Below are 25,158 nucleotides of genomic sequence, written 5' to 3' on the forward strand. Positions count from 1 at the left end.
AATTATTCAAAGGGTCGGATCCTGAACTTCGGTTCGGGGTCCGGCCCTTTTTCGTTCTGCGTCACTTGAAGTTCACGTTGCGCAACCACCATCCGCAGCATGGGAACTGCTGCAATGCTCAGGGCCGCCGGCGTAGGACTCGGTGACGAAGTCGTCGTGCCGGCCTTCGGGAACGTCGAGGTCGCCGAGGCCGTCGCCATGGCTGGGGCGCTGCCGGTGTTCGCCGACATAGACCCGGTGACGTACTGCTTTGACGCCTCCGCTGTCGAGGCGGCTCTGACTCCCCGTACCGCAGCGGTGGTTGTCGTACACCGCTTCGGGCGGCCCGCCGACATCGCGCGGCTGCACGGTGTCGGGCAGCGGTACGGGCTGCTGGTGCTGGAGCAGGGCGAGTCCGAGGCGCCGTACGACGAGATCGCGCAGCGGCGGGAGCGGGCGGCCTATCTCGATGCGAAGTTGCGCGGGGTGCGCACGCCGGACGGGGGCGATGGGCACACCTATCAGCAGTACGTGGTGCGGGTGCCCGGCAATGGGCGGCCCGACCGGGACGCGTTCGCACGAGCCGTGCGGGCCAGGGGAATTGAGTGCCGGGTGCCGGTGAAGACGCCCGTGCACCGGCTGCCGGAGTTCCGTCGGTGCGTTTCACTGCCGGAGACCGAGCGTGCCGCTGACGAAACGCTTGCTCTGCCCGTCGATGCCGCGTTGACGAAGCGGGACATGCAGCGCATCGTGGGCGCGTGCAATGTGCTGGGCGGACTGCTCCAGCCCGCTTTCTGACGGTGGTTGGGAGCAAGCGTCTGTTCGGGGTATGATCTATTCCGTTGCCGCGGGGGAAACCTCAAGAAGGCGACAGGCCCCCTTAGCTCAGTCGGCAGAGCGTCTCCATGGTAAGGAGAAGGTCAACGGTTCGATTCCGTTAGGGGGCTCCAGTCAAAAGGCCCCGCCCGATTGGGCGGGGCCTTTCTTGTGTCCGTAACCTCGTATCCGTAACTCTTCTCAGTCCTTCTGCAGGCCCGGGACCCGCATCGCCAGGATCGCCATGTCGTCGGAGGGGGCGTCCGAGGCGAAGCGTTCCACGGCGCGCATGATGCGGGCCGCGACCGCGCCAGCGGTCAGGCCGGTGCAGGTCGTGAGGACGTCGGTGAGGCCGTCGTCGCCCAGCATGCGGGTGCCCTCACGGCGCTCGGTGACGCCGTCGGTGACGCACAGGAGGACGTCTCCGGGGTCGAGGGTGACCGTCTGCTCGTAGAGCTCCAGGTCGTCGAGGACGCCGAGGAGCGGCTGGGGCTCGGCGGCGGGTTCGACCGTGCCGTCCTGGCGCAGGCGGAGCGGCAGGGGGTGGCCGGCGCAGACCACCTTCAGTTCCGCGCTGCCGTCCTCCTGGGGGCGCAGCTCGCCGTAGAGAAGGGTCAGGAAGCGGCTGCGGGCGCCCTCGTCGAGAATGGCCGAGTTCAGTCGCTCCAGGACCGCCGGGCCGGACAGGCCCTCGCGGGCCAGCAGGCGCAGGGCGTGCCGGGCTAGGCCCGTGACGGCGGCCGCGTTGGGGCCCGTACCGCAGACGTCGCCGATGGCGAAGCCGTAGGCGCCGTCGCTGATCGGGAAGAGGTCGTAGAAGTCGCCGCCGACCTCGTTGCCCTCGCCGGCCGCGCGGTAGATGACCTCGACCTCGACGCCGTCGATCTCGGGCAGCTCGGGCGGCAGGAGGCTGCGCTGGAGGGACTGGCTGATGGCCGTGCGCTCCGAGTAGAGGCGGGCGTTGTCGAGGGCGAGGGCGGCCCGGCGGCTCAAGTCCTCGGCCAGTTCGAGGATTTCCTGGCGGAAGTGTTCGTCGGTGGGCTTGCCGAGGGTCAGCATGCCGATGACGCGGTTGCGGGCGACCAGGGGGAGGACGACGGTCTCGCCGCCGACGGCGGAGGCCGTGGCGAGCGTGGGGCCGATGCCGGAGGCGACCTGGTGGGTGGGGCCGCCGGAGAGGCCGAGGCTGCGCATGGAGCTGCGCAGGGCGGCCTGGTGGGCGACCTCGCCGGGGGCCGACCAGACGCGGGCGCCGGGGGTGGGGACCGGGTCCGGCGGGGGCACCTTGGAGAGCAACGACTTGATGCCGTCGATGAGTTCCTCGTCCTCGTGCAGGACGTAGGAGAGGTACGGCTCGGAGGCCTGGTCGGCGATCGTGTAGACCGCGCACCAGGTGGCGAGGGTGGGGACCGTCATCTGGGCCATCAGGGCCAGGGTCTGGTCGCGGTCCAGGGTGCCGGCGAGGAGATCGGAGGCCTCGACGAGGAAGCTGAGGGAGCCGCGGCGCAGGCGTTCGAGTTCGCCGAGGCGGGCCGATTCGACGGCCAGCGCGATGCGGTCGGCGGCGAACTGCAGGCGCAGGGCCTCCTCGTTGGAGTATCTGCCGGGGCTCTCCGCCGCGACGCCGAGGGAGCCGGTGAGGCGGCCCTCGACCTTGAGTGGGACCGTGACGACCGAGCGCATGCCCGTGCCGCTGAGCAGCGGTACGGCGCCGGGGACGGCCGTCAGGTCGTCGTGGACGGCCGGCATGCGGGCCGAGCCGTAGCGGCCGGGGCCGGCCTCGACGGGCACGCGCGCGAAGCGCTGGCGGGCCGAGGGCAGGCCGGTGGAGGCGCGGACCTCCAGCTCCGTCTCGTCGTCGGTCGCGAGGAGCAGGAAGGCGGAGTCGGCGTCCAGCATGTCGCGGGCGCGCTCCACCGTGCGCTGGAGGAGGCCGTCGAGGTCGTCCGGGGCGGGGGAGCCGATGAACACCTCGAAGGGGTCGGTGTTCTGGCCGTCGGTGGCGGAGGCGGTGTCGGAGGCGGGCAGGCGCAACGGGGTCTGCAGGACGGCGCGTTCGTGGTCCCGGACGAGCAGACAGACCGTGGAGGGCTCGCCGCCGGTGTCGCGGACGCGGAGGTGGGAGGCGTACACCGGGGTGACGCGGCCGTTGGCGCCCCTGATGCCGTAACTGCCTTCCCAGCGGGAGAGTTGGAGCGCCTCGGCGATGCCGGTGCTGGTGCCGGGGGTGTGCGGCCAGGCGGCGAGATCGGTGAGGGGCTTTCCGATCACCTGTTCGGCGGGGTAGCCGAAGAGTTCCTCGGCGTCCTCGTTCCACGAGGTGATGGAGCCGGTGCGGTCGATCTGGACGACGGCGACGCGGACCCGGCCGTCGGCGAGCGGGAGGAGGTCGGCGGGGAGGGACGGGCCCGCCGCGCGCGTGCCCACCGCGCGCTCGGGGAGGGCTAGCTGGAACCAGACCTGCTTGTGGGTGGGCGTGTACTCCACGCCCCAGCGGCCGGCGAGTGCCGCGCACAGCTGGAGGCCGCGGCCGCCCTCACGGTCGGGGCTGCCCATGGTGACGGGATGGCCCTGGAGGGGGATCTCGCGCTCCGGGTAGCGGTCGGCCACCTCGACCCGTACGCCTTCGTCGGTGCGCAGGCACAGGACGTCGGCGGAGGTGCCCGCGTGGACCACGGCATTGGTCACCAGTTCACTGGTGAGCACCACGGCGTCGTCGACGATGTCGGCGAAGCCCCAGCCCTGGAGGGTGTCGCGGACGAAGGAGCGGGCGGTCGCTACCGATCGCCCGACGGGCTCGAAGCTGGCGGCCGCGCGCGCGGTGATCACAGAACTCCTCGGCCTGTTGTCGACGTGCTGGGCTGCGTGGCCGACCGGCTCGTGCCGCTGATGCGGCAGGCCGCCCGTCGGCCGGGGGTCCGGGGGCTGTCCCCCGGGGATCAGTCCGGTGGTCATGTGTGCGGCCGCCCTCCGATGCCCGCTCGTTCTCGTGCCACCGCCCATGCCGGACGGACCGGTGCGGCTGGACAGCCGCATGCAAGGTTACTTACCTTCGCCGTCGGTGCGGATGCCGATCTGCAGTGTTTCCGCCCAGAGGGTGTGCGGACGATGTGCGAAGCTGCCGAACTGTTATGGCCGGGTTCAGGCAGGGTGAAACACTGGGCAAGCTTCTTGTGAAGGTCCGGGCAGGCTGAGTGACTTCCGCGTACAGCGGGCAGCAGCCCGTGGTGTGACCTGGTATATCCGGCAGAAATGCGCAGCAGTACCGGTGCCACGAGCAGTAGTGCCGGAGCACAGCAGTAACGGTCGACCCCTGCGGGAGGGACACAGTGGAGTCTGGCGCAGCGACGCGGGGCACTAACACGCGCGCGAAAGGCGGACAGTCCCTGAACAACCAGCGCAAACCGCGTGGCGGGACCACCGCGGTGGACACGGCTGCCCTGAACCAACTGCTGGCGGCCCTTGTGGCCATGCGCGACGGGAATTTCCGCAAGCGGCTCACGGTGTCCGGGGACGGCGTGATGTCGGAGATCGCCGCGGTGTTCAACGAGGTGGCCGACCGCAATCTGCATCTGACCGGTGAGTTGTCGCGGGTGCGGCGCATGGTCGGCCGGGAGGGCAAGCTCACGGAGCGGCTGGAGACGGGCGCCTACGAGGGTTCCTGGGCGGCCGCCGTGGAGGCCTCCAACGCGCTCGTGGACGACCTCGTACGGCCCGTGTCCGAGGTGGGCCGGGTGCTCACCGCGGTGGCGGAGGGTGACCTGTCGCCCCGCATGGAGTTGCGGACCCACGCTCCCGACGGGACCGGGCACCCGCTGCGCGGGGAGTTCCTGAAGGTCGGGCGCACGGTGAACAACCTCGTCGATCAGCTGTCGACGTTCACCGACGAGGTCACGCGCGTGGCCAGCGAGGTCGGCACCGAGGGCAAGCTGGGCGGACAGGCACGCGTGCGTGGCATGTCGGGTTCGTGGAAGGACCTCACGGACTCCGTCAACACCATGGCGTACCGGCTGACGGCGCAGGTCCGCGACATCGCTCTGGTCACCACGGCGGTGGCCAAGGGTGACCTGTCCCGCAAGGTCACCGTGCACGTCGCCGGCGAGATGCTGGAGCTGAAGAACACCGTCAACACGATGGTCGACCAGCTGTCGTCCTTCTCCTCCGAGGTGACGCGAGTCGCGCGCGAGGTGGGCACGGAGGGCGAGCTCGGCGGGCAGGCGCAGGTGCCGGGTGTGGCCGGTGTGTGGAAGGACCTCACCGATTCGGTGAACCTGATGGCCGGCAACCTCACGGCCCAGGTGCGCGGGATCGCGCAGGTCACCACCGCCGTCGCCAGCGGCGACCTGTCGCAGAAGGTCACCGTCTCCGCACGCGGCGAGGTCGCGCAGCTCGCCGACACGATCAACCAGATGACCGAGACGCTGCGGATCTTCGCGGACGAGGTCACGCGCGTGGCCAACGAGGTCGGTGCGGCGGGGCAGCTCGGCGGTCAGGCGAACGTGCCGGGCGCGGCGGGTACGTGGAAGGACCTGACGGACTCCGTCAACACCGTGTTCCGGAATCTGACCATTCAGGTGAGGGACATCGCGGCCGTCACCACAGCCGTGGCCAACGGTGACCTCTCCCAGAAGGTCACGGTGAACGTGGCCGGCGAGATGCTGGAACTGAAGAACACCGTCAACGGGATGGTGGACCAGCTGCAGTCCTTCGGGTCCGAGGTCACGCGCGTGGCGCGCGAGGTCGGTGTCGAGGGCGAGCTGGGCGGTCAGGCGCAGGTGCCGGGCGCGGCCGGTACCTGGAAGGACCTGACGGACTCCGTCAACACCGCCTTCCGCAACCTCACCGGCCAGGTGCGCAACATCGCGCAGGTCACCACGGCGGTGGCCAACGGCGATCTGTCGCAGAAGGTCACCGTGGACGTCTCCGGCGAGATGCTCCAGCTGAAGAACACCGTGAACACGATGGTGGACCAGCTGTCCTCCTTCGCAGACCAGGTGACGCGGATGGCCCGGGACGTGGGCACCGAGGGCCGCCTCGGCGGCCAGGCGGTCGTACCGGGTGTGGCCGGTACGTGGAAGGAGCTCACCGACTCCGTCAACGGCATGGCCGGCAACCTGACCGCTCAGGTGCGCAACATCGCCCAGGTGACCACCGCGGTCGCCCAGGGTGACCTGTCCCAGAAGATCGACGTCGACGCGCGCGGAGAGATCCTGGAGCTGAAGAACACCATCAACACGATGGTCGACCAGCTCTCCGGGTTCGCCGACCAGGTGACCCGGGTGGCCCGCGAGGTGGGCACCGAGGGCCGCCTCGGCGGTCAGGCGCAGGTGCCCGGCGTGGCCGGTGTGTGGCGGGACCTGACCGACTCCGTGAACGGCATGGCGGGCAACCTCACCGCTCAGGTGCGCAACATCGCGCAGGTCGCCACGGCGGTGGCCCGTGGTGACCTGTCCCAGAAGATCACCGTGGACGCGCGCGGGGAGATCCTGGAGCTGAAGAACACCCTGAACACGATGGTCGACCAGCTGTCGTCGTTCGCGGAGGAGGTCACCAGGGTCGCCCGCGAGGTGGGCACGGAGGGCCAGCTCGGCGGCCAGGCCGAGGTGCAGGGCGTCTCCGGCACCTGGAAGGACCTCACTCAGTCCGTGAACTTCATGGCGAACAACCTGACCATCCAGGTGCGTCAGATCGCCGAGGTCACGACCGCGGTCGCCAAGGGCGACCTGTCGAAGAAGATCACCGTCGACGCCAAGGGCGAGATCCTCGAGCTCGTCACGACCGTCAACACGATGGTCGATCAGCTGTCCAGCTTCGCCGAGCAGGTGACCCGGGTGGCCCGCGAGGTGGGCACCGAGGGCATCCTGGGCGGCCAGGCGCACGTGCCGGGTGTCACGGGCATCTGGAAGGACCTCAGCGGCAACGTCAACCTGATGGCCAAGAACCTGACCATGCAGGTGCGCAACATCTCCCAGGTCGCGGCGGCGGTCGCCAACGGCGACCTGACGCGGACCGTGACGATCGAGGCGCGCGGTGAGGTCGCGCAGCTCGCCGACACGTTCAACACCATGGTGAAGACGCTGAGTTCGTTCGCCGACCAGGTCACCAAGGTGGCTCGCGAGGTGGGTACGGACGGCATTCTGGGCGGTCAGGCGCATGTACCCGGTGTGGCCGGCACGTGGAAGGACCTCACCGAGTCCGTGAACCAGATGGCGTCCAACCTGACCGGCCAGGTGCGCAACATCGCCATGGTCACGACGGCGATTGCCAAGGGTGACCTGACGAAGAAGATCGACATCGACGCGCGGGGCGAGATCCTCGAGCTGAAGACGACGATCAACACGATGGTCGACCAGCTGTCGTCCTTCGCCGAGGAGGTCACCCGGGTCGCCCGTGAGGTGGGCACGGAGGGGCAGCTGGGCGGTCAGGCACGCGTGCGTGACGTGGACGGCACCTGGCGCGACCTGACCGAGTCCGTGAACGAGATGGCCGGGAACCTCACGCGGCAGGTGCGCGCCATCGCGCGCGTGGCGACCGCCGTGACCCGGGGCGACCTGAACCTGAAGATCGACGTCGACGCCTCCGGCGAGATCCAGGAACTGCAGGACTACATCAACAAGATGATCGCCAACCTGCGCGACACCACGATCGCCAACAAGGAGCAGGACTGGCTCAAGGGCAACCTGGCCCGTATCTCCGCGCTCATGCAGGGCCGCCGCGACCTGCAGGACGTGGCCTCGCTGATCATGAGCGAGCTGACGCCGGTGGTCTCCGCGCAGCACGGCGCGTTCTTCGTGGCGATGCCGCTGGTCGACGGCAAGGACCTGAGCGCCGAGAACGAGGACGCGTACGAACTGCGCATGCTCGGGTCGTACGGCTACTCGATGGGCTCCATGCCGACCTCCTTCAGGCCCGGTGAGGCGCTGATCGGGACGGCCGCCGAGGAGAAACGCACGATCCTCGTGGAGAACGCGCCCAGCGGCTATCTGAAGATCTCCTCGGGCCTCGGGGAGGCGCCGCCGGCCCAGGTGATCGTCCTTCCGGTGCTGTTCGAGGGGAAGGTGCTCGGCATCATCGAGCTGGCCTCCTTCACGCCGTTCACACAGATCCAGAAGGACTTCCTCAACCAGATCGCCGAGATGATCGCGACCAGCGTCAACACCATCTCCGTCAACACCAAGACCGAGCAGCTGCTGAAGCAGTCGCAGGAGCTGACCGAGCAACTGCGGGAACGCTCCGCCGAGTTGGAGAACCGGCAGAAGGCCCTCCAGGCGTCCAACGCCGAACTGGAGGAGAAGGCCGAGCTGCTGGCCCAGCAGAACCGTGACATCGAGGTGAAGAACACCGAGATCGAGGAGGCGCGGCAGGTTCTGGAGGAGCGCGCCGAGCAGCTCGCGGTGTCGATGCGCTACAAGAGCGAGTTCCTCGCCAACATGTCGCACGAGCTGCGGACGCCGCTCAACTCGCTGCTGATCCTGGCCAAACTGCTCGCCGACAACGCCGACGCCAACCTCACCCCGAAGCAGGTCGAGTTCGCCGAGACGATCCACGGCGCCGGCTCCGACCTGCTGCAGCTGATCAACGACATCCTCGACCTGTCGAAGGTCGAGGCGGGCAAGATGGACGTCTCCCCGACGCGTATCGCGCTCGTCCAGCTCGTCGACTACGTGGAGGCCACCTTCCGGCCGCTCACGGCGGAGAAGGGCCTGGATCTGTCCGTACGGGTCTCCCCGGAGCTGCCCGCCACCCTGCACACCGACGAACAGCGGCTCCTGCAGGTGCTGCGCAACCTGCTGTCCAACGCGGTGAAGTTCACCGACTCCGGCTCGGTCGAGCTGGTGATCCGGCCGGCCGGCGCGGACGTGCCCATGGCGATCAGGGAACAGCTGCTGGAGGCCGGTTCGCTCACCGACCCGGAGGCCGGTCTGATCGCGTTCTCGGTCACCGACACCGGCATCGGGATCGCGGCGAGCAAGATGCGGGTGATCTTCGAGGCGTTCAAGCAGGCCGACGGCACGACCAGCCGCAAGTACGGCGGTACGGGCCTGGGGCTGTCGATCTCGCGGGAGATCGCCCAACTGCTCGGCGGTGAGATCCACGCGCAGAGCGAGCCGGGCCGCGGCTCGACGTTCACGCTGTATTTGCCGCTGCACCCCAGCGAACTGCCTCCCCACGGCTATCAGCAGCCCGTGGCGGCCCTCGGGGCCAGCGACCTGGTCGCCGCCTCGGACCTGTCCCAGCTGTCCGCGGTGGAGGTCGAGACGCCCGCCGAGGTGAAGTCGTACCAGCAGGCCCAGAACGGCGCCGCGGCGCTCTTCAGGCGCCGCCGCCGGGGCGGCCTCGACGGCGACCTCGGGGCCGTGGGGCAGGAGCAGTGGGCGGGCGCCGAGCAGGGCGCCGCCGCGCAGCCGCACCGGGGCATCCGCTTCGGTGGCCAGAAAGTGCTCATCGTCGACGACGACATCCGTAACGTGTTCGCGCTGACCAGCGTCCTGGAGCAGCACGGTCTGTCGGTGCTGTACGCCGAGAACGGGCGTGAGGGCATCGAGGTGCTCGAACAGCACGACGACGTGGCGGTCGTCCTGATGGACATCATGATGCCGGAGATGGACGGTTACGCGACCACGACGGCGATCCGCAGGATGCCGCAGTTCGCGGGGCTGCCGATCATCGCGTTGACCGCGAAGGCGATGAAGGGCGACCGTGAGAAGGCCATCGAGTCCGGCGCCTCCGACTACGTCACCAAGCCGGTCGATCCCGACCACCTGTTGGCGGTGATGGAGCAGTGGATGCGAGGAGAGTGAGGAGGACCGTCGACGTTCACGCGGAGTTGCTGACTCAGGGTGGCCGACGCCGTGTAGAAGTACGGGATACGGGGAACCTTCTGGTCTCCCGCTACGTTTCTGCTACGTGCACAGTGACATCACGGTGACAGGGTGTGGCGACAGGCGGGGTGCGGCTACGATGACCGGCACAAGGACGGGCGGCGAAAGGGAGTCGTCCCCAGGGGCGGCGCCCGGTGCACATCCGGGGCGAGGAGGGCGGGCCATGGTGCAGAAGGCCAAGATCCTCCTGGTCGATGACCGGCCGGAGAATCTGCTGGCGCTGGAGGCCATCCTCTCTGCGCTCGATCAGACACTGGTGCGGGCATCGTCCGGGGAGGAAGCGCTCAAAGCACTGCTCACGGACGACTTCGCGGTCATTCTGCTGGACGTGCAGATGCCGGGCATGGACGGTTTCGAGACCGCCGCCCACATCAAGCGGCGGGAGCGGACCCGGGACATCCCGATCATCTTCCTCACCGCGATCAACCACGGCCCGCACCACACCTTCCGCGGTTACGCGGCCGGCGCGGTCGACTACATCTCCAAGCCGTTCGACCCGTGGGTGCTGCGCGCGAAGGTCTCGGTTTTCGTCGAGCTCTACATGAAGAACTGCCAGCTGAGGGAGCAGGCGGCGCTGCTGCGGCTCCAGTTGGAGGGCGGCGGCAAGGCCACGGTCGGTGACAGCAAGGAGCCGGCCTCCCTGCTCGCCGAGCTGTCCGCGCGGCTCGCGGCGGTCGAGGAGCAGGCCGAGGCGCTGTCCAAGCAGCTCGACGACGAGTCGGCGGACGCGGCCGCGGTGGCCACGGCGGCCCATCTCGAACGCAAACTCACCGGGCTGCGGCGGGCGCTGGACGCGCTGGAGCCGGGCACCGGGAGCGCGCCGTCGGTGACCTCGCAGAACTGACCTTCACCCGGGGGACAGTTGCGGAACAACCGCGGATGAGGACGCGTCAGTTCCACGTTCACTCAAAGGCGACACGAACGGGTGAAGCCGTGGGCACACGTGTCCGTCGACGCCTCCACCGGTAATCTCACACCTATGGCCTCACGTCCCTCCGCTGCCAAGAAGCAGCCCGCGAAGAAGGCGGCGGCTCCGGCGAAGAAGGCCGCCGCGAAAAGGGCCCCGGCGAAGAAGGCGCCCGCCAAGAAGGCCGTGGCGAAGAAGGCGGCGCCGCCCAAGCCGGCGCCGAACCCGACCGGCGGCCTCTACCGGCTCGTGCGCGCCCTCTGGCTCGGCGTCGCGCACGCCGTGGGCGCCGTCTTCCGCGGCATAGGGAACGGCGCGAAGAACCTCGACCCCGCACATCGCAAGGACGGCGTGGCACTGCTCCTGCTCGGCATCGCGCTGATCGTCGCCGCGGGCACCTGGGCCGATCTGCGCGGCCCCGTGGGCGACCTCGTCGAGATCCTGGTGACCGGCGCCTTCGGCCGGCTCGACCTGCTGGTGCCGATACTGCTCGCCGTCATCGCGGTGCGGTTCATCCGGCACCCCGAGAAGCCCGAGGCCAACGGCCGCATCGTGATCGGCCTGTCCGCTCTCGTCATCGGCGTGCTCGGCCAGGTCCACATCGCCTGCGGCTCGCCCGCCCGCAGCGACGGCATGCAGGCCATAAGGGACGCCGGCGGGCTCATCGGCTGGGGAGCGGCCACCCCGCTGACGTACGCCATGGGCGACGTGCTGGCCGTACCGCTGCTGGTGCTGCTGACGGTCTTCGGGCTGCTGGTCGTGACGGCGACCCCGGTCAACGCGATCCCGCAGCGGCTGCGGCTGCTCGGTGTGAAGCTCGGGATCGTCGACGACCCGGACGAGGACGACTACACCGAGGACGACCAGCGCTACGACGAGCAGTGGCGCGAAACGCTGCCTCCGCGCGCGCGGAAGCGTGGCTCGGCCCCGGAGTCGTACGACGCCGACAGGGCGGAGCAGGAGGCACTCTCCAAGCGTCGTGGCCGCCCCCGGCGTTCCGCCGTGCCCCAGCCCGACATGGGGCGCCCCATGGACGCCGTGGACGTCGCGGCGGCGGCCGCGGCCGCGCTGGACGGCGCCGTCCTGCACGGGATGCCGCCCTCGCCGATCGTCGCGGACCTCACCCAGGGGGTCAGCGTCGGCGACCGAGAGGAGACGACGCCCACGCCCACGCCGACACCCGTGCCGGCCGCGCGGCCCAAGCAGGAGAAGCTGAAGGTCGAGGTCGCCGACCTCACCAAACCGGCGCCCGAGGCGCCGAGCGAACTGCCCGCGCGCGCGGAGCAGCTCCAGCTGTCGGGCGACATCACCTACGCGCTCCCTTCCCTCGACCTCCTCACGCGCGGGGGGCCCGGCAAGGCGCGCAGCGCCGCCAACGACGCCGTGGTCGCCTCGCTCACCAACGTCTTCACCGAGTTCAAGGTCGACGCCGCCGTCACCGGCTTCACGCGCGGGCCGACGGTCACGCGCTACGAGGTCGAGCTCGGCCCCGCCGTGAAGGTCGAGCGGATCACCGCGCTGACCAAGAACATCGCGTACGCCGTCGCCAGCCCCGACGTGCGGATCATCAGCCCGATCCCCGGCAAGTCCGCGGTCGGCATCGAGATCCCGAACACGGACCGCGAGATGGTCAACCTCGGCGACGTGCTGCGTCTCGCGGCCGCCGCCGAGGACGACCACCCGATGCTGGTCGCGCTCGGCAAGGACGTCGAGGGCGGCTATGTGATGGCCAACCTCGCGAAGATGCCGCACGTCCTGGTCGCGGGAGCCACCGGTTCCGGCAAGTCCTCGTGCATCAACTGCCTGATCACGTCGGTCATGGTCCGGGCGACTCCCGAGGACGTCCGCATGGTCCTCGTCGACCCCAAGCGCGTCGAACTGACCGCCTACGAGGGCATCCCGCACCTGATCACACCGATCATCACCAACCCCAAGCGGGCCGCCGAGGCACTCCAGTGGGTCGTACGCGAGATGGACCTGCGCTACGACGACCTCGCGGCGTACGGCTACCGGCACATCGACGACTTCAACGAGGCCGTCCGCAACGGCAAGGTGAAGCCTCCGGAGGGCAGCGAGCGCGAGCTCCAGCCCTATCCCTACCTTCTGGTCATCGTCGACGAGCTCGCCGACCTGATGATGGTCGCCCCGCGCGACGTCGAGGACGCGATCGTGCGCATCACGCAGCTCGCGCGCGCGGCCGGCATCCACCTGGTGCTCGCCACCCAGCGGCCCTCGGTCGACGTGGTCACCGGCCTGATCAAGGCGAACGTGCCCTCGCGGCTCGCCTTCGCCACCTCCTCGCTCGCCGACAGCCGCGTCATCCTCGACCAGCCCGGCGCCGAGAAGCTGATCGGCAAGGGCGACGGGCTCTTCCTGCCGATGGGGGCCAGCAAGCCCACCCGTATGCAGGGCGCGTTCGTGACCGAGGAGGAGGTCGCGGCGATCGTCCAGCACTGCAAGGACCAGATGGCGCCCGTCTTCCGGGACGACGTCACCGTGGGCACCAAGCAGAAGAAGGAGATCGACGAGGAGATCGGCGACGACCTCGACCTGCTCTGCCAGGCGGCCGAGCTGGTGGTCTCCACCCAGTTCGGGTCGACGTCCATGCTCCAGCGCAAGCTGCGTGTCGGCTTCGCCAAGGCCGGGCGGCTGATGGACCTCATGGAGTCGCGGGGGATCGTCGGACCGAGTGAGGGCTCGAAGGCGCGTGACGTTCTTGTTAAGCCCGACGAACTGGACGGCGTGCTCGCGGTGATCCGCGGGGAGGCTTGAGAGGAGACCCGAACGGGTGCGGCCGCCGATGTCTGATCGTGACTCACCGGTAAGGGATCATTGAGCAACCGTTTCCCTTCGGCGTACGTCAAGTTGAGGGAAGCGACAAGCGCGTGCCCCACCATCGGCGTGTCCGGCCATACCGATGGGCTAACAAGCTCCACCGCCCGGTTGCCCCACCCTTTCGCACCCCCCCTAGACTGAACCTCCAGCACAGGTGGCTCAAACGCTCGAAAGGCGCCCCCGTGTCCATCGGCAACTCCCCTGAAGACGAGCGTCCGTTCGAAGACGATCGCGAGCAAGCCCGCCTCTCCGTCGGCCGCGCCCTCAAACAGGCGCGGATCGATGCCGGGCTGACCGTCGACGACATCACCAACGCCACCCGGGTCCGCATCGCCATCGTGCACGCCATCGAGGCGGACGACTTCGCCCCCTGCGGCGGGGACGTCTACGCGCGCGGGCACATCCGGACCCTGGCGAAGGCCGTCCACCTCGATCCGGCCCCGCTGCTGGCGCAGTACGACGCCGAGCACGGCGGCCGTCCCGCCCCGACCCCGGCGGCGCCCCTCTTCGAGGCGGAACGCATCCGCCCCGAGCGGCGCGGGCCGAACTGGACCGCGGCGATGGTCGCCGCGATCGTCGCCGTGGTCGGCTTCGTCGGGTTCACCGCCTTCAAGGGCGGCGACGACAGCGGCGGCGCCAAGACGCAGGTCGCCGAAGGGTCCACGCCCTCCGTCAGCAAGTCCGCCTCGCCCACGCCCAAGAACAACAAGCCCGCAACCCCGAAGTCCGACCCCTCCGACAGCGCCATCGCTGCCGCGCCGCAGGACAAGGTGACCGTCCAGGTCTCCGCCGCCGACGGACGCAGCTGGATCTCGGCCAAGGACCACAACGGCCGGCTTCTGTTCGACGGACTGCTCAAGCAGGGCGACTCCAAGACCTTCCAGGACAGTGACAAGATCAACCTCGTCCTCGGGGACGCCGGAGCCATCCAGCTCTACGTCAACGGCAAGAAGATCGAGGACGACTTCCAGCCGGGCGCGGTCGAGCGCCTGACCTACACCAAGGGCGACCCGCAGGTCGGTTAGCACCACGGTCGCTCCCACGGGGCCGGCGAAGATCGCCAGCCCCGTCGACATGGGCTGTCAGTGAGACAAAGTAGTCTTGAGCGCATGCCTGAACGCCGTACCGTCGCACTCGTCACCCTTGGCTGCGCCCGTAACGAGGTGGACTCGGAGGAGCTCGCAGGCCGCTTGGAGGCGGACGGCTGGGAGCTCGTGGAGGACGCCGAGGACGCGGACGTCGCTGTCGTCAACACCTGCGGCTTCGTCGAGGCCGCGAAGAAGGACTCCGTCGACGCCCTCCTGGAGGCCAACGACCTCAAGGGTCACGGAAGAACCCAGGCCGTCGTGGCGGTGGGCTGCATGGCCGAGCGGTACGGCAAGGAGCTCGCCGAGGCCCTCCCCGAGGCCGACGGAGTGCTCGGCTTCGACGACTACGCGGACATCTCCGACCGCCTGCAGACCATCCTGAACGGCGGCATCCACGCCTCCCACACCCCGCGCGACCGGCGCAAGCTGCTGCCCATCAGCCCCGCCGAGCGGCAGGAGTCGGCCGCCGAGGTCGCCCTGCCCGGGCACGGCCCCGTGGACCTGCCGGAAGGCCTCGCGCCCGCCTCCGGCCCCCGCGCGCCCCTGCGCCGCCGTCTGGACGGCTCCCCGGTGGCCTCGGTGAAGCTCGCCTCGGGCTGCGACCGGCGCTGCTCCTTCTGCGCCATCCCGTCCTTCCGCGGCTCCTTCATCTCCCGCCGCCCCAGCGACGTCCTCAACGAGACGCGCTGGCTGGCCGAGCAGGGCGTCAAGGAGATCATGCTGGTCTCCGAGAACAACACCTCCTACGGCAAGGACCTCGGCGACATCCGTCTGCTGGAGTCGCTGCTGCCGGAGCTCGCCGAGGTCGACGGCATCGAGCGGGTGCGCGTCAGCTACCTCCAGCCGGCCGAGATGCGCCCCGGGCTGATCGACGTGCTGACCTCCACCCCGAAGGTCGCCCCGTACTTCGACCTCTCCTTCCAGCACTCCGCGCCCGACGTGCTGCGCGCGATGCGCCGCTTCGGCGACACCGACCGCTTCCTGGAGCTGCTCGACACCATCCGGACCAAGGCGCCCCAGGCGGGAGTGCGCTCCAACTTCATCGTCGGCTTCCCCGGCGAGACCGAGGCCGACCTGGCCGAGCTGGAGCGCTTCCTGACCGGCGCCCGGCTGGACGCCATCGGCGTCTTCGGGTACTCCGACGAGGAGGGCACCGAGGCGGCGACGTACGAGAACAAGGTGGACGAGGACGTCGTCGCCGAGCGACTGGCCCGTGTCTCCCGGCTGGCGGAGGAGCTCGTCTCCCAGCGCGCCGAGGAGCGCCTGGGCGAGAGCGTGCACGTGCTCGTGGAATCCGTGGACGAGGAGGGCGTGTACGGCCGCGGGGCGCACCAGGCGCCCGAGACCGACGGCCAGGTGCTGCTCACGAGCGGCGAGGGGCTGAGCGTCGGCCGTATCGTCGAGGCCAAGGTGGTCGGTACGGAAGGTGTCGACCTGGTGGCCGAGCCGCTCACGGGCTCGCTCGAGTGTAGTGAGGAGGCGGGCAGATGACCGGAGTGCCGGCATCGGCGGCGAACGGCTCCTCCAAGGCGGGTGCCCCGAAGACCGACGGCACCGAGGCCGATGCTGCGTGCGGGACGAAGCCCGCGCGGGGCGGCAAGATCGCGGCAGCCGCCGTCGACCAGGCCAGCGTCTGGAACATCGCCAACCTGCTGACCATGCTCCGGCTGCTCCTGGTCCCCGCCTTCGTCGCGCTGATGCTGGCCCACGGCGGATACGACCCGGCCTGGCGCTCGTTCGCCTGGGCCGCCTTCGCCGTCGCCATGATCACCGACCTGTTCGACGGGCATCTGGCGCGCACCTACGACCTGGTCACCGACTTCGGGAAGATCGCCGACCCCATCGCCGACAAGGCGATCATGGGGGCGGCGCTGATCTGTCTCTCCTCACTGGGCGACCTGCCGTGGTGGGTGACGATCGTCATCCTCGGCCGGGAACTGGGGATCACCCTCCTGCGTTTCGTCGTCATCCGGTACGGCGTCATCCCGGCCAGCCGCGGCGGCAAGCTGAAGACGCTCACCCAGGGCGTGGCCGTCGGGATGTACGTCCTGGCGCTGACGGGGTGGCTGGCCACCCTGAGGTTCTGGGTGATGGCCGTGGCGGTCGTCCTGACCGTGGTGACCGGGCTGGACTATGTGAGACAGGCCATTGTGCTGCGCAGGCGGGGAATCGCCGAGCGCAGGGCCGCGTTGGAGGAGGCGGAAGCGTGAGTTCACCGGCCGCCGACGTGGTGCGACTACTGACCGTGAGGGGCGAGACCCTCGCTGTCGCCGAGTCCCTCACCGGCGGGCTCGTCGCGGCGGACATCACAGCGGTCCCCGGGGCGTCCAAGGCCTTCCGCGGTTCGGTGACCGCCTACGCCACCGAGCTCAAGCACCACCTGCTGGACGTCGACGCCCCCCTGCTGGCCGCTCGCGGAGCGGTGGACGCGCAGGTCGCGATCCAGATGGCGGCCGGCGTGCGCAAGGCGCTCGGCGCCGACTGGGGCATCGCGACGACCGGTGTCGCGGGTCCGGAACCGCAGGACGGACAGCCCGTCGGGACGGTGTTCGTGGCCGTGGACGGGCCGTTCGCGACGGTTTCCGGTTCTGCCGGTGGCGGAAAAGTACTGGCCCTGCGGTTGAACGGCGACCGCGCGGAAATTCGTAGAGAGAGTGTACGGAGCGTACTCGCACTGCTCCTGAGGGAGCTTGCGGGCGAACACAGTGGGAATGAGCGGGCACAGGATACGGAACAGAACGGGGGGTTTTGATGTTTGCAGCCCTGAGTGAACACGACATCGCTCCCCGCACGGCCGCGGCGCGAGGCGGTACGGTGGGGCGAGAAGGATGCGGCTACGCGGTCCGAGGAGGGAGCCACCGATGATTCTGCTCCGTCGCCTGCTGGGTGACGTGCTGCGTCGGCAGCGCCAACGCCAGGGCCGTACTCTGCGCGAAGTCTCCTCGTCCGCCCGAGTCTCACTCGGCTATCTCTCCGAGGTGGAGCGGGGGCAGAAGGAGGCTTCCTCCGAACTGCTCGCCGCCATCTGCGACGCGCTGGACGTACGGATGTCCGAGCTCATGCGAGAAGTGAGCGACGAACTCGCCCTCGCCGAGCTGGCCCAGTCTGCTGCGGCCACCGAGCCCGTCCCGGCACCGGTCCGTCCGATGCTGGGTTCCGTCTCGGTGACCGGTGTGCCACCGGAACGGGTGACCATCAAGGCGCCCGCGGAGGCGGTGGACGTGGTCGCCGCGTGACCCTCACGCGGGTGTAGACCGACGAGGCGCTGACCGGCACCGAAAAGTGTGCGGGGCCCCGGCCGGGGCTTCTCCAGGCAGACCTGGAGAGGTGCGGTCGGGGTTTTCGTGCTGTTCGGGGTCTTTTTCCGTTCGCGTAGTCTCCTTCCCTGACCGGGGCCGCGCCACGACCGTGCCGGTCCGTTTGCCGGGGTGGCGCGGGGAGGCCAAGGTGGAGGCCTGTGGCGCGTTGTCGCGGGAACGCCCGGGACTGTGGCTCCTCATGGTGAGCGGTGCGCCCCTGTGCCGTTGGTGCGCCCTCCCCGTCGGTGGCGGCGGCGGTCTGGCTTCGGGGCTGGAGGTGGTCCATGGCACGGCCGGCAGCGCGCTGGGGGGCGCTTCTCGGGTTCGGGGCGCTGTGGTGGTGGGCCGTGCTGCGGCTCGTCTTCACGCCCGGTGCCGGAGTGCTGGAGGGGGCGGTGGCAGCAGGCGGGTGGGGGCTCAGCCTGCTGCCGGTGCACTGTGTGCCGAAGTCCCGGGCGGAGGGGGCCCTCGGGCCGGGGCGGTGGCGGGCGGCCTGGCGGGCGGTGGCCCGTGCTACCAGGGCATCGCCACTCCACCGTTCGGACGCAGGATCTGGCCCGTGACGAAGGTCGAGGCGTCGCAGGCCAGGTAGAGCACGGCGTGGGCGACGTCCTGAGGTTCGCCGACCCGGGCCAGCGGGGACAGCCGGGCCATCATCGCCTCGGTCTGCGCCTGTGCCTCGGCCTCGTGCCGGTCGGTCATGGGCGTACGGGTCCAGCCCGGCGCGACCGCGTTGACCCGGATGCCGTGCCGGCCGACCTCGCTCGCCAGGGTCCTGGTGAGCTGGACGACGGCGGCCTTGGCGACGCCGTAGCACAGCAGCCCCGGTCGGCCGGTGTCGACGGCGCCGGACGCCATGGTGACGATGCTGCCGCGCACCTCTTGGGCGATCATCGTGCGGGCCGCCTCCTGGCAGGCGTACAGGACGCCCTTGAAGTTGACCTCCAGCACCCGGTCGAGGTCCTCGTCACGGGTCTCCAGGACCGGGCTGGTGTGCATGATCCCGGCGATCGCGGCCATGACGTCCAGGCGCTCGCAGGAGGCGACGGCCCGGCCCAGCTGCTCGCGGTCGGTGACGTCGAGGTGGTGGGTGTGCGCGGTGCCGCCCGCGTCCTTGACCAGGGTGGCCGTCTCGTGCAGGCCTTGTGCGTCGCGGTCGGCGCAGTGGACCGTGGCGCCGGCTTCGGCGAGTAGCACGGCCGAGGCCCGGCCGATACCGCCGGCGGCCCCGGTGACGAATGCGGTGCGTCCGGTGAGGTCGTACGCCTTGACGGGCATGAGGGGACGGTACGAGGGTTTCTGACGGGTCGTCAATTAGTCGTGCGGCGTGGAGTTCCGCGGGGTGGGGCGGTGCTCGGGGACGGACCCGTCTGGCAGCGCGGGCACCAGTAGGTGGGGCGTTCGCGGGAACCGTCGCCCTGCTCGGCCACACGGATCGAGGTGCGGCAGCGCAGACAGGGGCGCGGGGCGCGGCCGTACACGAACAGGTCCTGACCGCGCCGGCCGGTCGTGCTGCGGACCGGGCGGTCGCGGTTGGCCTCCAGCAGCCTCTTGGCGAACTCCGGCAGCCTGGCGGCGCGCTCGGCGGGCAGGGCACCGACGGGGAGCCAGGGGGTGACGCCGAGCAGGAAGCACAGCTCGCTCTTGTAGACGTTGCCGATGCCGGCGAGATTGCGCTGGTCGAGCAGGGCCTCGCCGAGGGGGCGCGCCGGATCGGCGAGCAGGTTGGCGAGCGCCCGCTCGGGGTTCCAGTCCGGGCCGAGGAGGTCGGGGCCGAGGTGGCCGACGACGCGCTGCTCGTCCGAGGTGCGCATGAGCTCCAGGACGGGGAGGCGGTAGCCGACGGCCGTGCGGTCCTCGTTGCCGAGGATCACCCGGATCTGGTGGGACGGGCCGCCCGTCCAGCGCCGGCCGTTGGCGAACACCTTCCATGACCCGTCCATCTTCAGATGCGAGTGGAGGGTCAGCCCGCCCTCGACACGGGTCAGAAGGTGCTTGCCGTGCGGGGTGACGTCAAGGACCGTACGGCCCGTGAGGTCCGCCGTGGCGTACTTCGGCACCCGGAAGTCGCTGCGGGTCAGCACCTGGCCCGCGAGGGCGCCGTGCAGGCGTCTCGCGGTCTGCCAGACCGTGTCTCCTTCGGGCATGGGTCAAGGGTGGCACGATGCGGTGGGCCGGCGCGGTGTGCTGGTCACGCCCGCAGCCGCAGGCCACGGGGCGTCGCGATGAAGCCCGCTCCTTCCAGGAGAGTGCCGATGGGGGAGGTGAGGGCCGAGGCGCCGTTCACCCGCTCGACCGTGACCGTGCCGAGGGAGCCCGCGCGGGCGGCCGCGGCGAGGGCTTCGGCGGCCGTCCGCAGCCGGGGGTCGTCGATCGCTGTGCCGTCCGCTTCCGCGGGCCAGGCCAGCAGGGTCTTGCCGCCGCGCTCCATGTAGAGGGTCAGCTCGCCGTCGACGAGCACGACCAGGGAGCCCGCCTTGCGACCCGGCTTGTGACCCGCGCCGGTCGCGGGCTCCGGCCAGGGAAGAGCGGCGCCGTAGGCGTTGGCCGGGTCGGCGGCGGCCAGGACGACGGCCCGGTTGTCGGGCGTGCGGCGGCGGTTGGGGAGGGCGGCGCCGTACGAGTCGTAGGAACCGAAGGGCGACGCGGAGCCGCCGCCTCGCGGGCCGCCCGCTCCCGGCGACGAGAAGTCGCGGGGGAAGTCGCGCGGGGAGACGTATTCGTCCCTCGACGGGGTGCGCGGGGCGCCGAAGTCGTCGTCGAGGCCGGGTCGGCTTCCGTGGGTCCGGTCGCGGCTCGGGGCGGTGCCGTCCGCGTTGTCGAAGGCGTCCGCCCAGTCGAAGGACTCGGGGAAGTCGGCGCCGTGCGGGGTGTGGCCGAGCGGGGTCTCACCGTCGGCCGCGCGGTCGCCCGGCGGGGTGAAGGCGTGAGGGGAGCCGAAGGCGCTGTCTCCCGGGATGCCGTCGGTCGGCGGCTGGGGCAGGGCCTCGCCCCGGTCGCGGGCGTTGGACACCGCGCGGAGGCGGTCCACCGCGCCGTCCATCGCGAACTGGGCGGCGCCGAGCCCCTCCACCACATAGCCGCGCCGGGCCTGGCCGCTCTCCTCGAACGCCGACAGGATGCGGTACGTCGCCGAGAAGCCGCCCTCGACGCCCTCGGCGGCGACGGCCCCCCGGGTGACCACGCCGTGCCGGTCGAGGAGGGTGCGGGCGAGGGCGTGCGCGCGGACCGTCGTGTCGGCCTCGCGGGACGGGAGCAGGGACCAGCGGCCGGCGACCGTGGGCGGGCCGCTGCGGGAGGCGGGACGGGCGGCCGCGGTCAGGGAGCCGTAGCGGCCGCGCGGGACCGCTCGTTTGGCGCGGTGGGCCGTGGAGCCCGCGGTGCGGCCCGATCCGAGCAGGGACCGCATGGGGGTGAGGGTGTCGTTCGTCAGCCGGCCGGACCAGGCCAGGTCCCAGACGGCGTCGGCCAGTTGGGGATCGGTCACGTCGGGGTGGGTGGTCGCGCGGACCTGGTCGGCGATCTGGCGGAAGAACAGACCGTAGCCGCCGGAGAGGGCGGTCAGGACGGATTCGTGCAGCGCCGTCAGTTCCAGGGGGTGCGGCGGGGGCTGCAGCAGGGGGGCCGCGTCGGCCAGGTAGAGGGAGATCCAGCCGTCCTTGCCCGGGAGGGCGCCCGCGCCGGCCCAGACGATCTCTCCGGCCGCGGTGAGCTCGTCCAGCATCGCCGGTGTGTAGTCGGTGACACGGGACGGCAGGACCAGTTTCTCCAGGGCCGAGGCGGGCACGGACGCGCCCTGCACCTGCTCGACCGCCCGCACCAGTCCATCGATGCCGCGCAGCGCGTGCCCCTTGCCGATGTGCTGCCACTGCGGGAGGAACTGGGCGAGGGCCTGCGGCGCCACCGGTTCGAGTTCGTGGCGAAGGGCGGCCAGGGAGCGGCGGCGCAGCCTGCGCAGCACGGTCGTGTCGCACCACTCCTGGCCGATGCCCGCCGGATGGAACTCGCCCTGGACGACACGGCCGCCCGCGGCGAGCCGCTGCAGGGCGCCTTCCGTGACCGCCACCCCCAGGCCGAAACGGGCCGCGGCCGTGGCCGACGTGAAGGGGCCGTGCGTGCGGGCGTAGCGGGCGAGGAGATCGCCCAGCGGGTCCTTGACCGGTTCCATGAAGGCCTCCGGCACACCGACCGGCAGGGCCGTGCCGAGCGCGTCGCGCAGACGGCCCGCGTCCTCGATCGCCGCCCAGTGCTCGCCTCCGCCGATCCGCACCCGGATCACGCGGCGGGCACCGGCCAGCTCCTGGGCCCACTGCGGCTCGGCCCCCCGCTCGGCCAGCTCGGCGTCGGTCAGCGGACCGAGGAGACGCAGGACGTCCGCGACGCCCTCGGCGTCCTTCAACCGCCGGTCCTCGGTGAGCCACTGCAGCTCCCGCTCCAGCTCGGTCAGCACCTCGGCGTCGAGCAGTTCGCGCAGCTCCGCCTGGCCCAGCAGCTCGGCCAGCAGGCGCGAGTCCAGCGACAGGGCGGCGGCGCGGCGCTCGGCGAGCGGGGAGTCGCCTTCGTACAGGAACTGGGCCACGTACCCGAACAGGAGCGAGCGGGCGAAGGGGGACGGCTCGGGAGTGGTGACCTCCACCAGGCGCACCTTGCGGGACTCCAGGTCGCCCATCAGCTCCACGAGACCGGGGACGTCGAAGACGTCCTGCAGGCATTCGCGGACGGCCTCCAGGACGATCGGGAACGAACCGAACTCGCTGGCGACCTCCAGCAGTTGGGCCGCACGCTGGCGCTGCTGCCACAGCGGGGTGCGCTTGCCGGGGTTGCGCTTGGGCAGAAGCAGCGCGCGGGCGGCGCACTCGCGGAAGCGGGAGGCGAACAGTGCCGAGCCGCCCACCTGGTCGGTGACGATCTGGTCGACCTCGCCCTTGTCGAAGACGACGTCCGCCGCGCCGACCGGTGCCTGTTCCGCGTCGTACTCCGTGCCCGCCTTCATGGGCTCCTGGTCGAGCAGGTCCAGGCCCATCAGATCGGCGTCCGGCAGGCGCAGCACGATGCCGTCGTCGGCGTGCATCACCTGGGCGTCCATGCCGTAGCGCTCGGAGAGCTTGGCGCCGAGGGCGAGAGCCCACGGGGCGTGGACCCGGGCGCCGAAGGGCGAGTGGACGACGACCCGCCAGTCACCCAGCTCGTCACGGAAGCGCTCGACGACGATCGTCCGGTCGTCCGGGACATGACCGCAGGCCTCGCGCTGCTCGTCCAGGTACGACAGGACGTTGTCGGCGGCCCAGGCGTCCAGCCCCGCCGCGAGGAGGCGCAGCCGGGCGTCCCCCTTGGGCAGCGAACCCACCTCGCGCAGGAACTGGCCCACCGCGCGGCCCAGTTCGAGCGGCCGGCCGAGCTGGTCGCCCTTCCAGAAGGGGAGCCGGCCCGGCACTCCCGGCGCGGGGGAGACCAGGACGCGGTCGCGCGTGATGTCCTCGATGCGCCAGGAGCTGGTGCCCAGAGTGAAGACGTCGCCCACCCGGGACTCGTAGACCATCTCCTCGTCCAGCTCGCCGACCCGGCCGCCGCCCTTCTTCGGGTCGGACCCGGCGAGGAAGACACCGAACAGTCCGCGGTCCGGGATCGTGCCTCCGGAGGTGACGGCGAGGCGCTGGGCGCCGGGGCGGCCGGTGACCGTGCCGGTGACGCGGTCCCACACCACACGCGGGCGCAGCTCGGCGAATGCGTCAGACGGGTAGCGGCCGGCGAGCATGTCCAGGGTCGCCGTGAAGGCCGACTCCGGGAGCGAGGCGAAGGGGGCCGCCCGGCGGACCGTGGCGAGCAGGTCGTCGACCTGCCAGGTGTCCAGCGCCGTCATGGCCACCAGCTGCTGGGCCAGGACGTCCAGGGGGTTGGCGGGAACCTTCAGGGACTCGATGGAACCGGTGCGCATGCGCTCGGTGACCACCGCCGCCTGGACGAGGTCGCCGCGGTACTTGGGGAAGACCACGCCCGTGGAGACCGCGCCGACCTGGTGGCCCGCGCGTCCCACGCGCTGGAGGCCGGAGGCCACGGAGGGGGGTGATTCGACCTGGACGACGAGGTCGACCGCGCCCATGTCGATCCCGAGTTCGAGGCTGGAGGTCGCCACCACGGCAGGGAGGCGACCCGCCTTGAGATCCTCCTCGACCAGGGCCCGCTGCTCCTTGGAGACCGAGCCGTGGTGGGCGCGCGCGATGACCGGCGGGGCGCCCTGGGCCGCGCCCGAGCCGCCCATGAGCTCGGCCGGGGCGTGGTGCTCGTCCAGGGGTTCGCCGGTGGCGCGCTCGTACGCGATCTCGTTGAGCCGGTTGCACAGCCGCTCCGCGAGACGGCGGGAGTTCGCGAACACGATCGTCGAGCGGTGGCCCTGGACCAGGTCGGTGATCCGCTCCTCGACATGCGGCCAGATGGAGGGGCGCTCCGTGCCCTCCGAGCCGTCGGCGACCGGGGAGCCGCCCAGCTCGCCGAGGTCCTCCACGGGGACGACCACCGAGAGGTCGAACTCCTTGCCCGACTTCGGCTGGACGATCTCCACCTTGCGGCGCGGCGAGAGGTACCGGGCGACCTCGTCGACCGGGCGGACGGTCGCCGAGAGGCCGATGCGGCGGGCCGGCTTCGGCAGGAGCTCGTCGAGTCGCTCCAGGGAGAGGGCGAGATGGGCGCCGCGCTTGGTGCCGGCCACCGCGTGCACCTCGTCGAGGATCACTGTGTCGATGCCGGTCAGTGCGTCGCGGGTCGCCGACGTCAGCATCAGGAACAGGGACTCCGGGGTGGTGATCAGGATGTCCGGCGGGCGGGTGGACAGGGCGCGGCGCTCCGCGGGCGGGGTGTCGCCGGAGCGGATGCCGACCTTGACCTCGGGCTCGGGCAGGCCCAGCCGGACGGACTCCTGGCGGATGCCGGTCAGGGGGCTGCGGAGGTTGCGCTCCACGTCGACCGCGAGGGCCTTGAGGGGCGAGACGTACAGCACCCGGCAGCGCTTCCTCGGGTCCGCCGGCGGGGGCGTCGAGGCCAGCTGGTCCAGAGCGGCGAGAAAGGCGGCGAGGGTCTTGCCGGATCCGGTCGGGGCGACCACCAGCACGTCCGAGCCCTCTCTGATGGCGTTCCACGCGCCCGCCTGGGCTGCGGTGGGCGCGGAGAAGGCCCCCGTGAACCATCCGCGGGTCGCGGGGGAGAAGCCGTCCAGGGCTCGATGTGCGGAGCTGACCATGCGTCCATCCTGCACCCGGCCACTGACAATGCTGCTGACCTGCGGTTTCGCTTCGCTGGGGGTGTTGGGTGGCTGCGGTGCGTGTCGGCGGGGGTGGTCGGGGTGTGGTGGTGCGGCC

14 protein-coding genes and 1 tRNA gene are annotated in these 25,158 nt (G+C 70.8%); 11 read left to right on the forward strand and 4 right to left on the reverse strand.

The genetic code is table 11. The annotated features are described in order from the left end of the window. The first annotated feature begins 114 nt into the window (after positions 1 to 114). Both MKW14_RS26305 and MKW14_RS26310 read left to right on the forward strand, forming a co-directional pair. Positions 115 to 777 carry a DegT/DnrJ/EryC1/StrS family aminotransferase gene (locus tag MKW14_RS26305; protein ID WP_240866296.1) on the forward strand — a complete coding sequence of 221 codons (663 nt, stop codon included), beginning with the start codon at positions 115 to 117 and terminating at the stop codon, positions 775 to 777. Between the two features lie 76 nt (positions 778 to 853). Further along, positions 854 to 929, forward strand: a tRNA-Thr gene (locus MKW14_RS26310). A 67-nt stretch (positions 930 to 996) separates the two neighbouring features. Here the strand turns inward: MKW14_RS26310 and MKW14_RS26315 are convergent. Next, positions 997 to 3,750, reverse strand: coding sequence for a SpoIIE family protein phosphatase (locus MKW14_RS26315; protein WP_240866049.1), 2,754 nt, complete (start codon positions 3,748 to 3,750; stop codon positions 997 to 999). Between the two features lie 374 nt (positions 3,751 to 4,124). Between MKW14_RS26315 and MKW14_RS26320 the strand changes: the two genes are divergently transcribed. The 9 genes from MKW14_RS26320 (at position 4,125) to MKW14_RS26360 (ending at position 18,369) form a co-directional block, all read left to right on the forward strand. Next, positions 4,125 to 9,596, forward strand: coding sequence for a HAMP domain-containing protein (locus tag MKW14_RS26320; RefSeq protein WP_240866051.1), 5,472 nt, complete (start codon positions 4,125 to 4,127; stop codon positions 9,594 to 9,596). A 244-nt stretch (positions 9,597 to 9,840) separates the two neighbouring features. Continuing rightward, complete coding sequence (locus MKW14_RS26325; RefSeq protein WP_208782618.1) at positions 9,841 to 10,521, forward strand: response regulator; 681 nt, start codon at positions 9,841 to 9,843, stop codon at positions 10,519 to 10,521. Between the two features lie 135 nt (positions 10,522 to 10,656). Further along, positions 10,657 to 13,356 carry a DNA translocase FtsK gene (locus tag MKW14_RS26330; RefSeq protein ID WP_240866054.1) on the forward strand — a complete coding sequence of 900 codons (2,700 nt, stop codon included), beginning with the start codon at positions 10,657 to 10,659 and terminating at the stop codon, positions 13,354 to 13,356. Between the two features lie 245 nt (positions 13,357 to 13,601). Continuing rightward, the gene (locus MKW14_RS26335; protein ID WP_240866056.1) at positions 13,602 to 14,444 is read left to right on the forward strand and encodes a helix-turn-helix domain-containing protein; all 843 of its coding nucleotides are present in this window, start codon (positions 13,602 to 13,604) and stop codon (positions 14,442 to 14,444) included. Between the two features lie 84 nt (positions 14,445 to 14,528). Further along, a complete protein-coding gene (gene rimO, locus MKW14_RS26340; RefSeq protein WP_240866058.1) occupies positions 14,529 to 15,998 on the forward strand; it encodes a 30S ribosomal protein S12 methylthiotransferase RimO in 1,470 nt (489 codons plus the stop codon). Continuing rightward, complete coding sequence (pgsA, locus tag MKW14_RS26345; protein ID WP_240866060.1) at positions 15,995 to 16,717, forward strand: CDP-diacylglycerol--glycerol-3-phosphate 3-phosphatidyltransferase; 723 nt, start codon at positions 15,995 to 15,997, stop codon at positions 16,715 to 16,717. The genes rimO and pgsA overlap by 4 nt, the downstream gene beginning before the upstream one ends. Beyond that, positions 16,714 to 17,259: a CinA family protein gene (locus tag MKW14_RS26350; RefSeq protein ID WP_240866063.1), complete on the forward strand. Its 546-nt coding sequence runs from the start codon at positions 16,714 to 16,716 to the stop codon at positions 17,257 to 17,259. Before pgsA ends, MKW14_RS26350 begins: the two co-directional genes overlap by 4 nt. A gap of 109 nt (positions 17,260 to 17,368) precedes the next feature. Continuing rightward, on the forward strand, positions 17,369 to 17,743 hold the full coding sequence (locus MKW14_RS26355) for a helix-turn-helix domain-containing protein (protein ID WP_127177649.1): 375 nt from the start codon (positions 17,369 to 17,371) through the stop codon (positions 17,741 to 17,743). A 347-nt stretch (positions 17,744 to 18,090) separates the two neighbouring features. Next, positions 18,091 to 18,369 (forward strand): hypothetical protein, encoded by a 279-nt coding sequence (locus MKW14_RS26360; protein ID WP_240866065.1) that lies wholly within the window; start codon positions 18,091 to 18,093, stop codon positions 18,367 to 18,369. Here MKW14_RS26360 and MKW14_RS26365 read toward each other — a convergent pair. From MKW14_RS26365 to MKW14_RS26375, 3 genes are read right to left on the reverse strand one after another with little or no spacing between them, the layout of a single operon-like run. Next, positions 18,320 to 19,084: an SDR family NAD(P)-dependent oxidoreductase gene (locus MKW14_RS26365; RefSeq protein ID WP_240866068.1), complete on the reverse strand. Its 765-nt coding sequence runs from the start codon at positions 19,082 to 19,084 to the stop codon at positions 18,320 to 18,322. The two genes, MKW14_RS26360 and MKW14_RS26365, sit on opposite strands and share 50 nt — an antisense overlap. A gap of 32 nt (positions 19,085 to 19,116) precedes the next feature. Next, on the reverse strand, positions 19,117 to 19,953 hold the full coding sequence (locus MKW14_RS26370) for an Fpg/Nei family DNA glycosylase (protein WP_240866070.1): 837 nt from the start codon (positions 19,951 to 19,953) through the stop codon (positions 19,117 to 19,119). Between the two features lie 44 nt (positions 19,954 to 19,997). Beyond that, positions 19,998 to 25,040 carry an ATP-dependent helicase gene (locus MKW14_RS26375; RefSeq protein WP_240866073.1) on the reverse strand — a complete coding sequence of 1,681 codons (5,043 nt, stop codon included), beginning with the start codon at positions 25,038 to 25,040 and terminating at the stop codon, positions 19,998 to 20,000. Between the last annotated feature and the right edge of the window lie 118 nt (positions 25,041 to 25,158).

This window comes from Streptomyces gilvus, from assembly GCF_022513565.1.
In the GTDB taxonomy this organism is placed as follows: domain Bacteria; phylum Actinomycetota; class Actinomycetes; order Streptomycetales; family Streptomycetaceae; genus Streptomyces; species Streptomyces gilvus.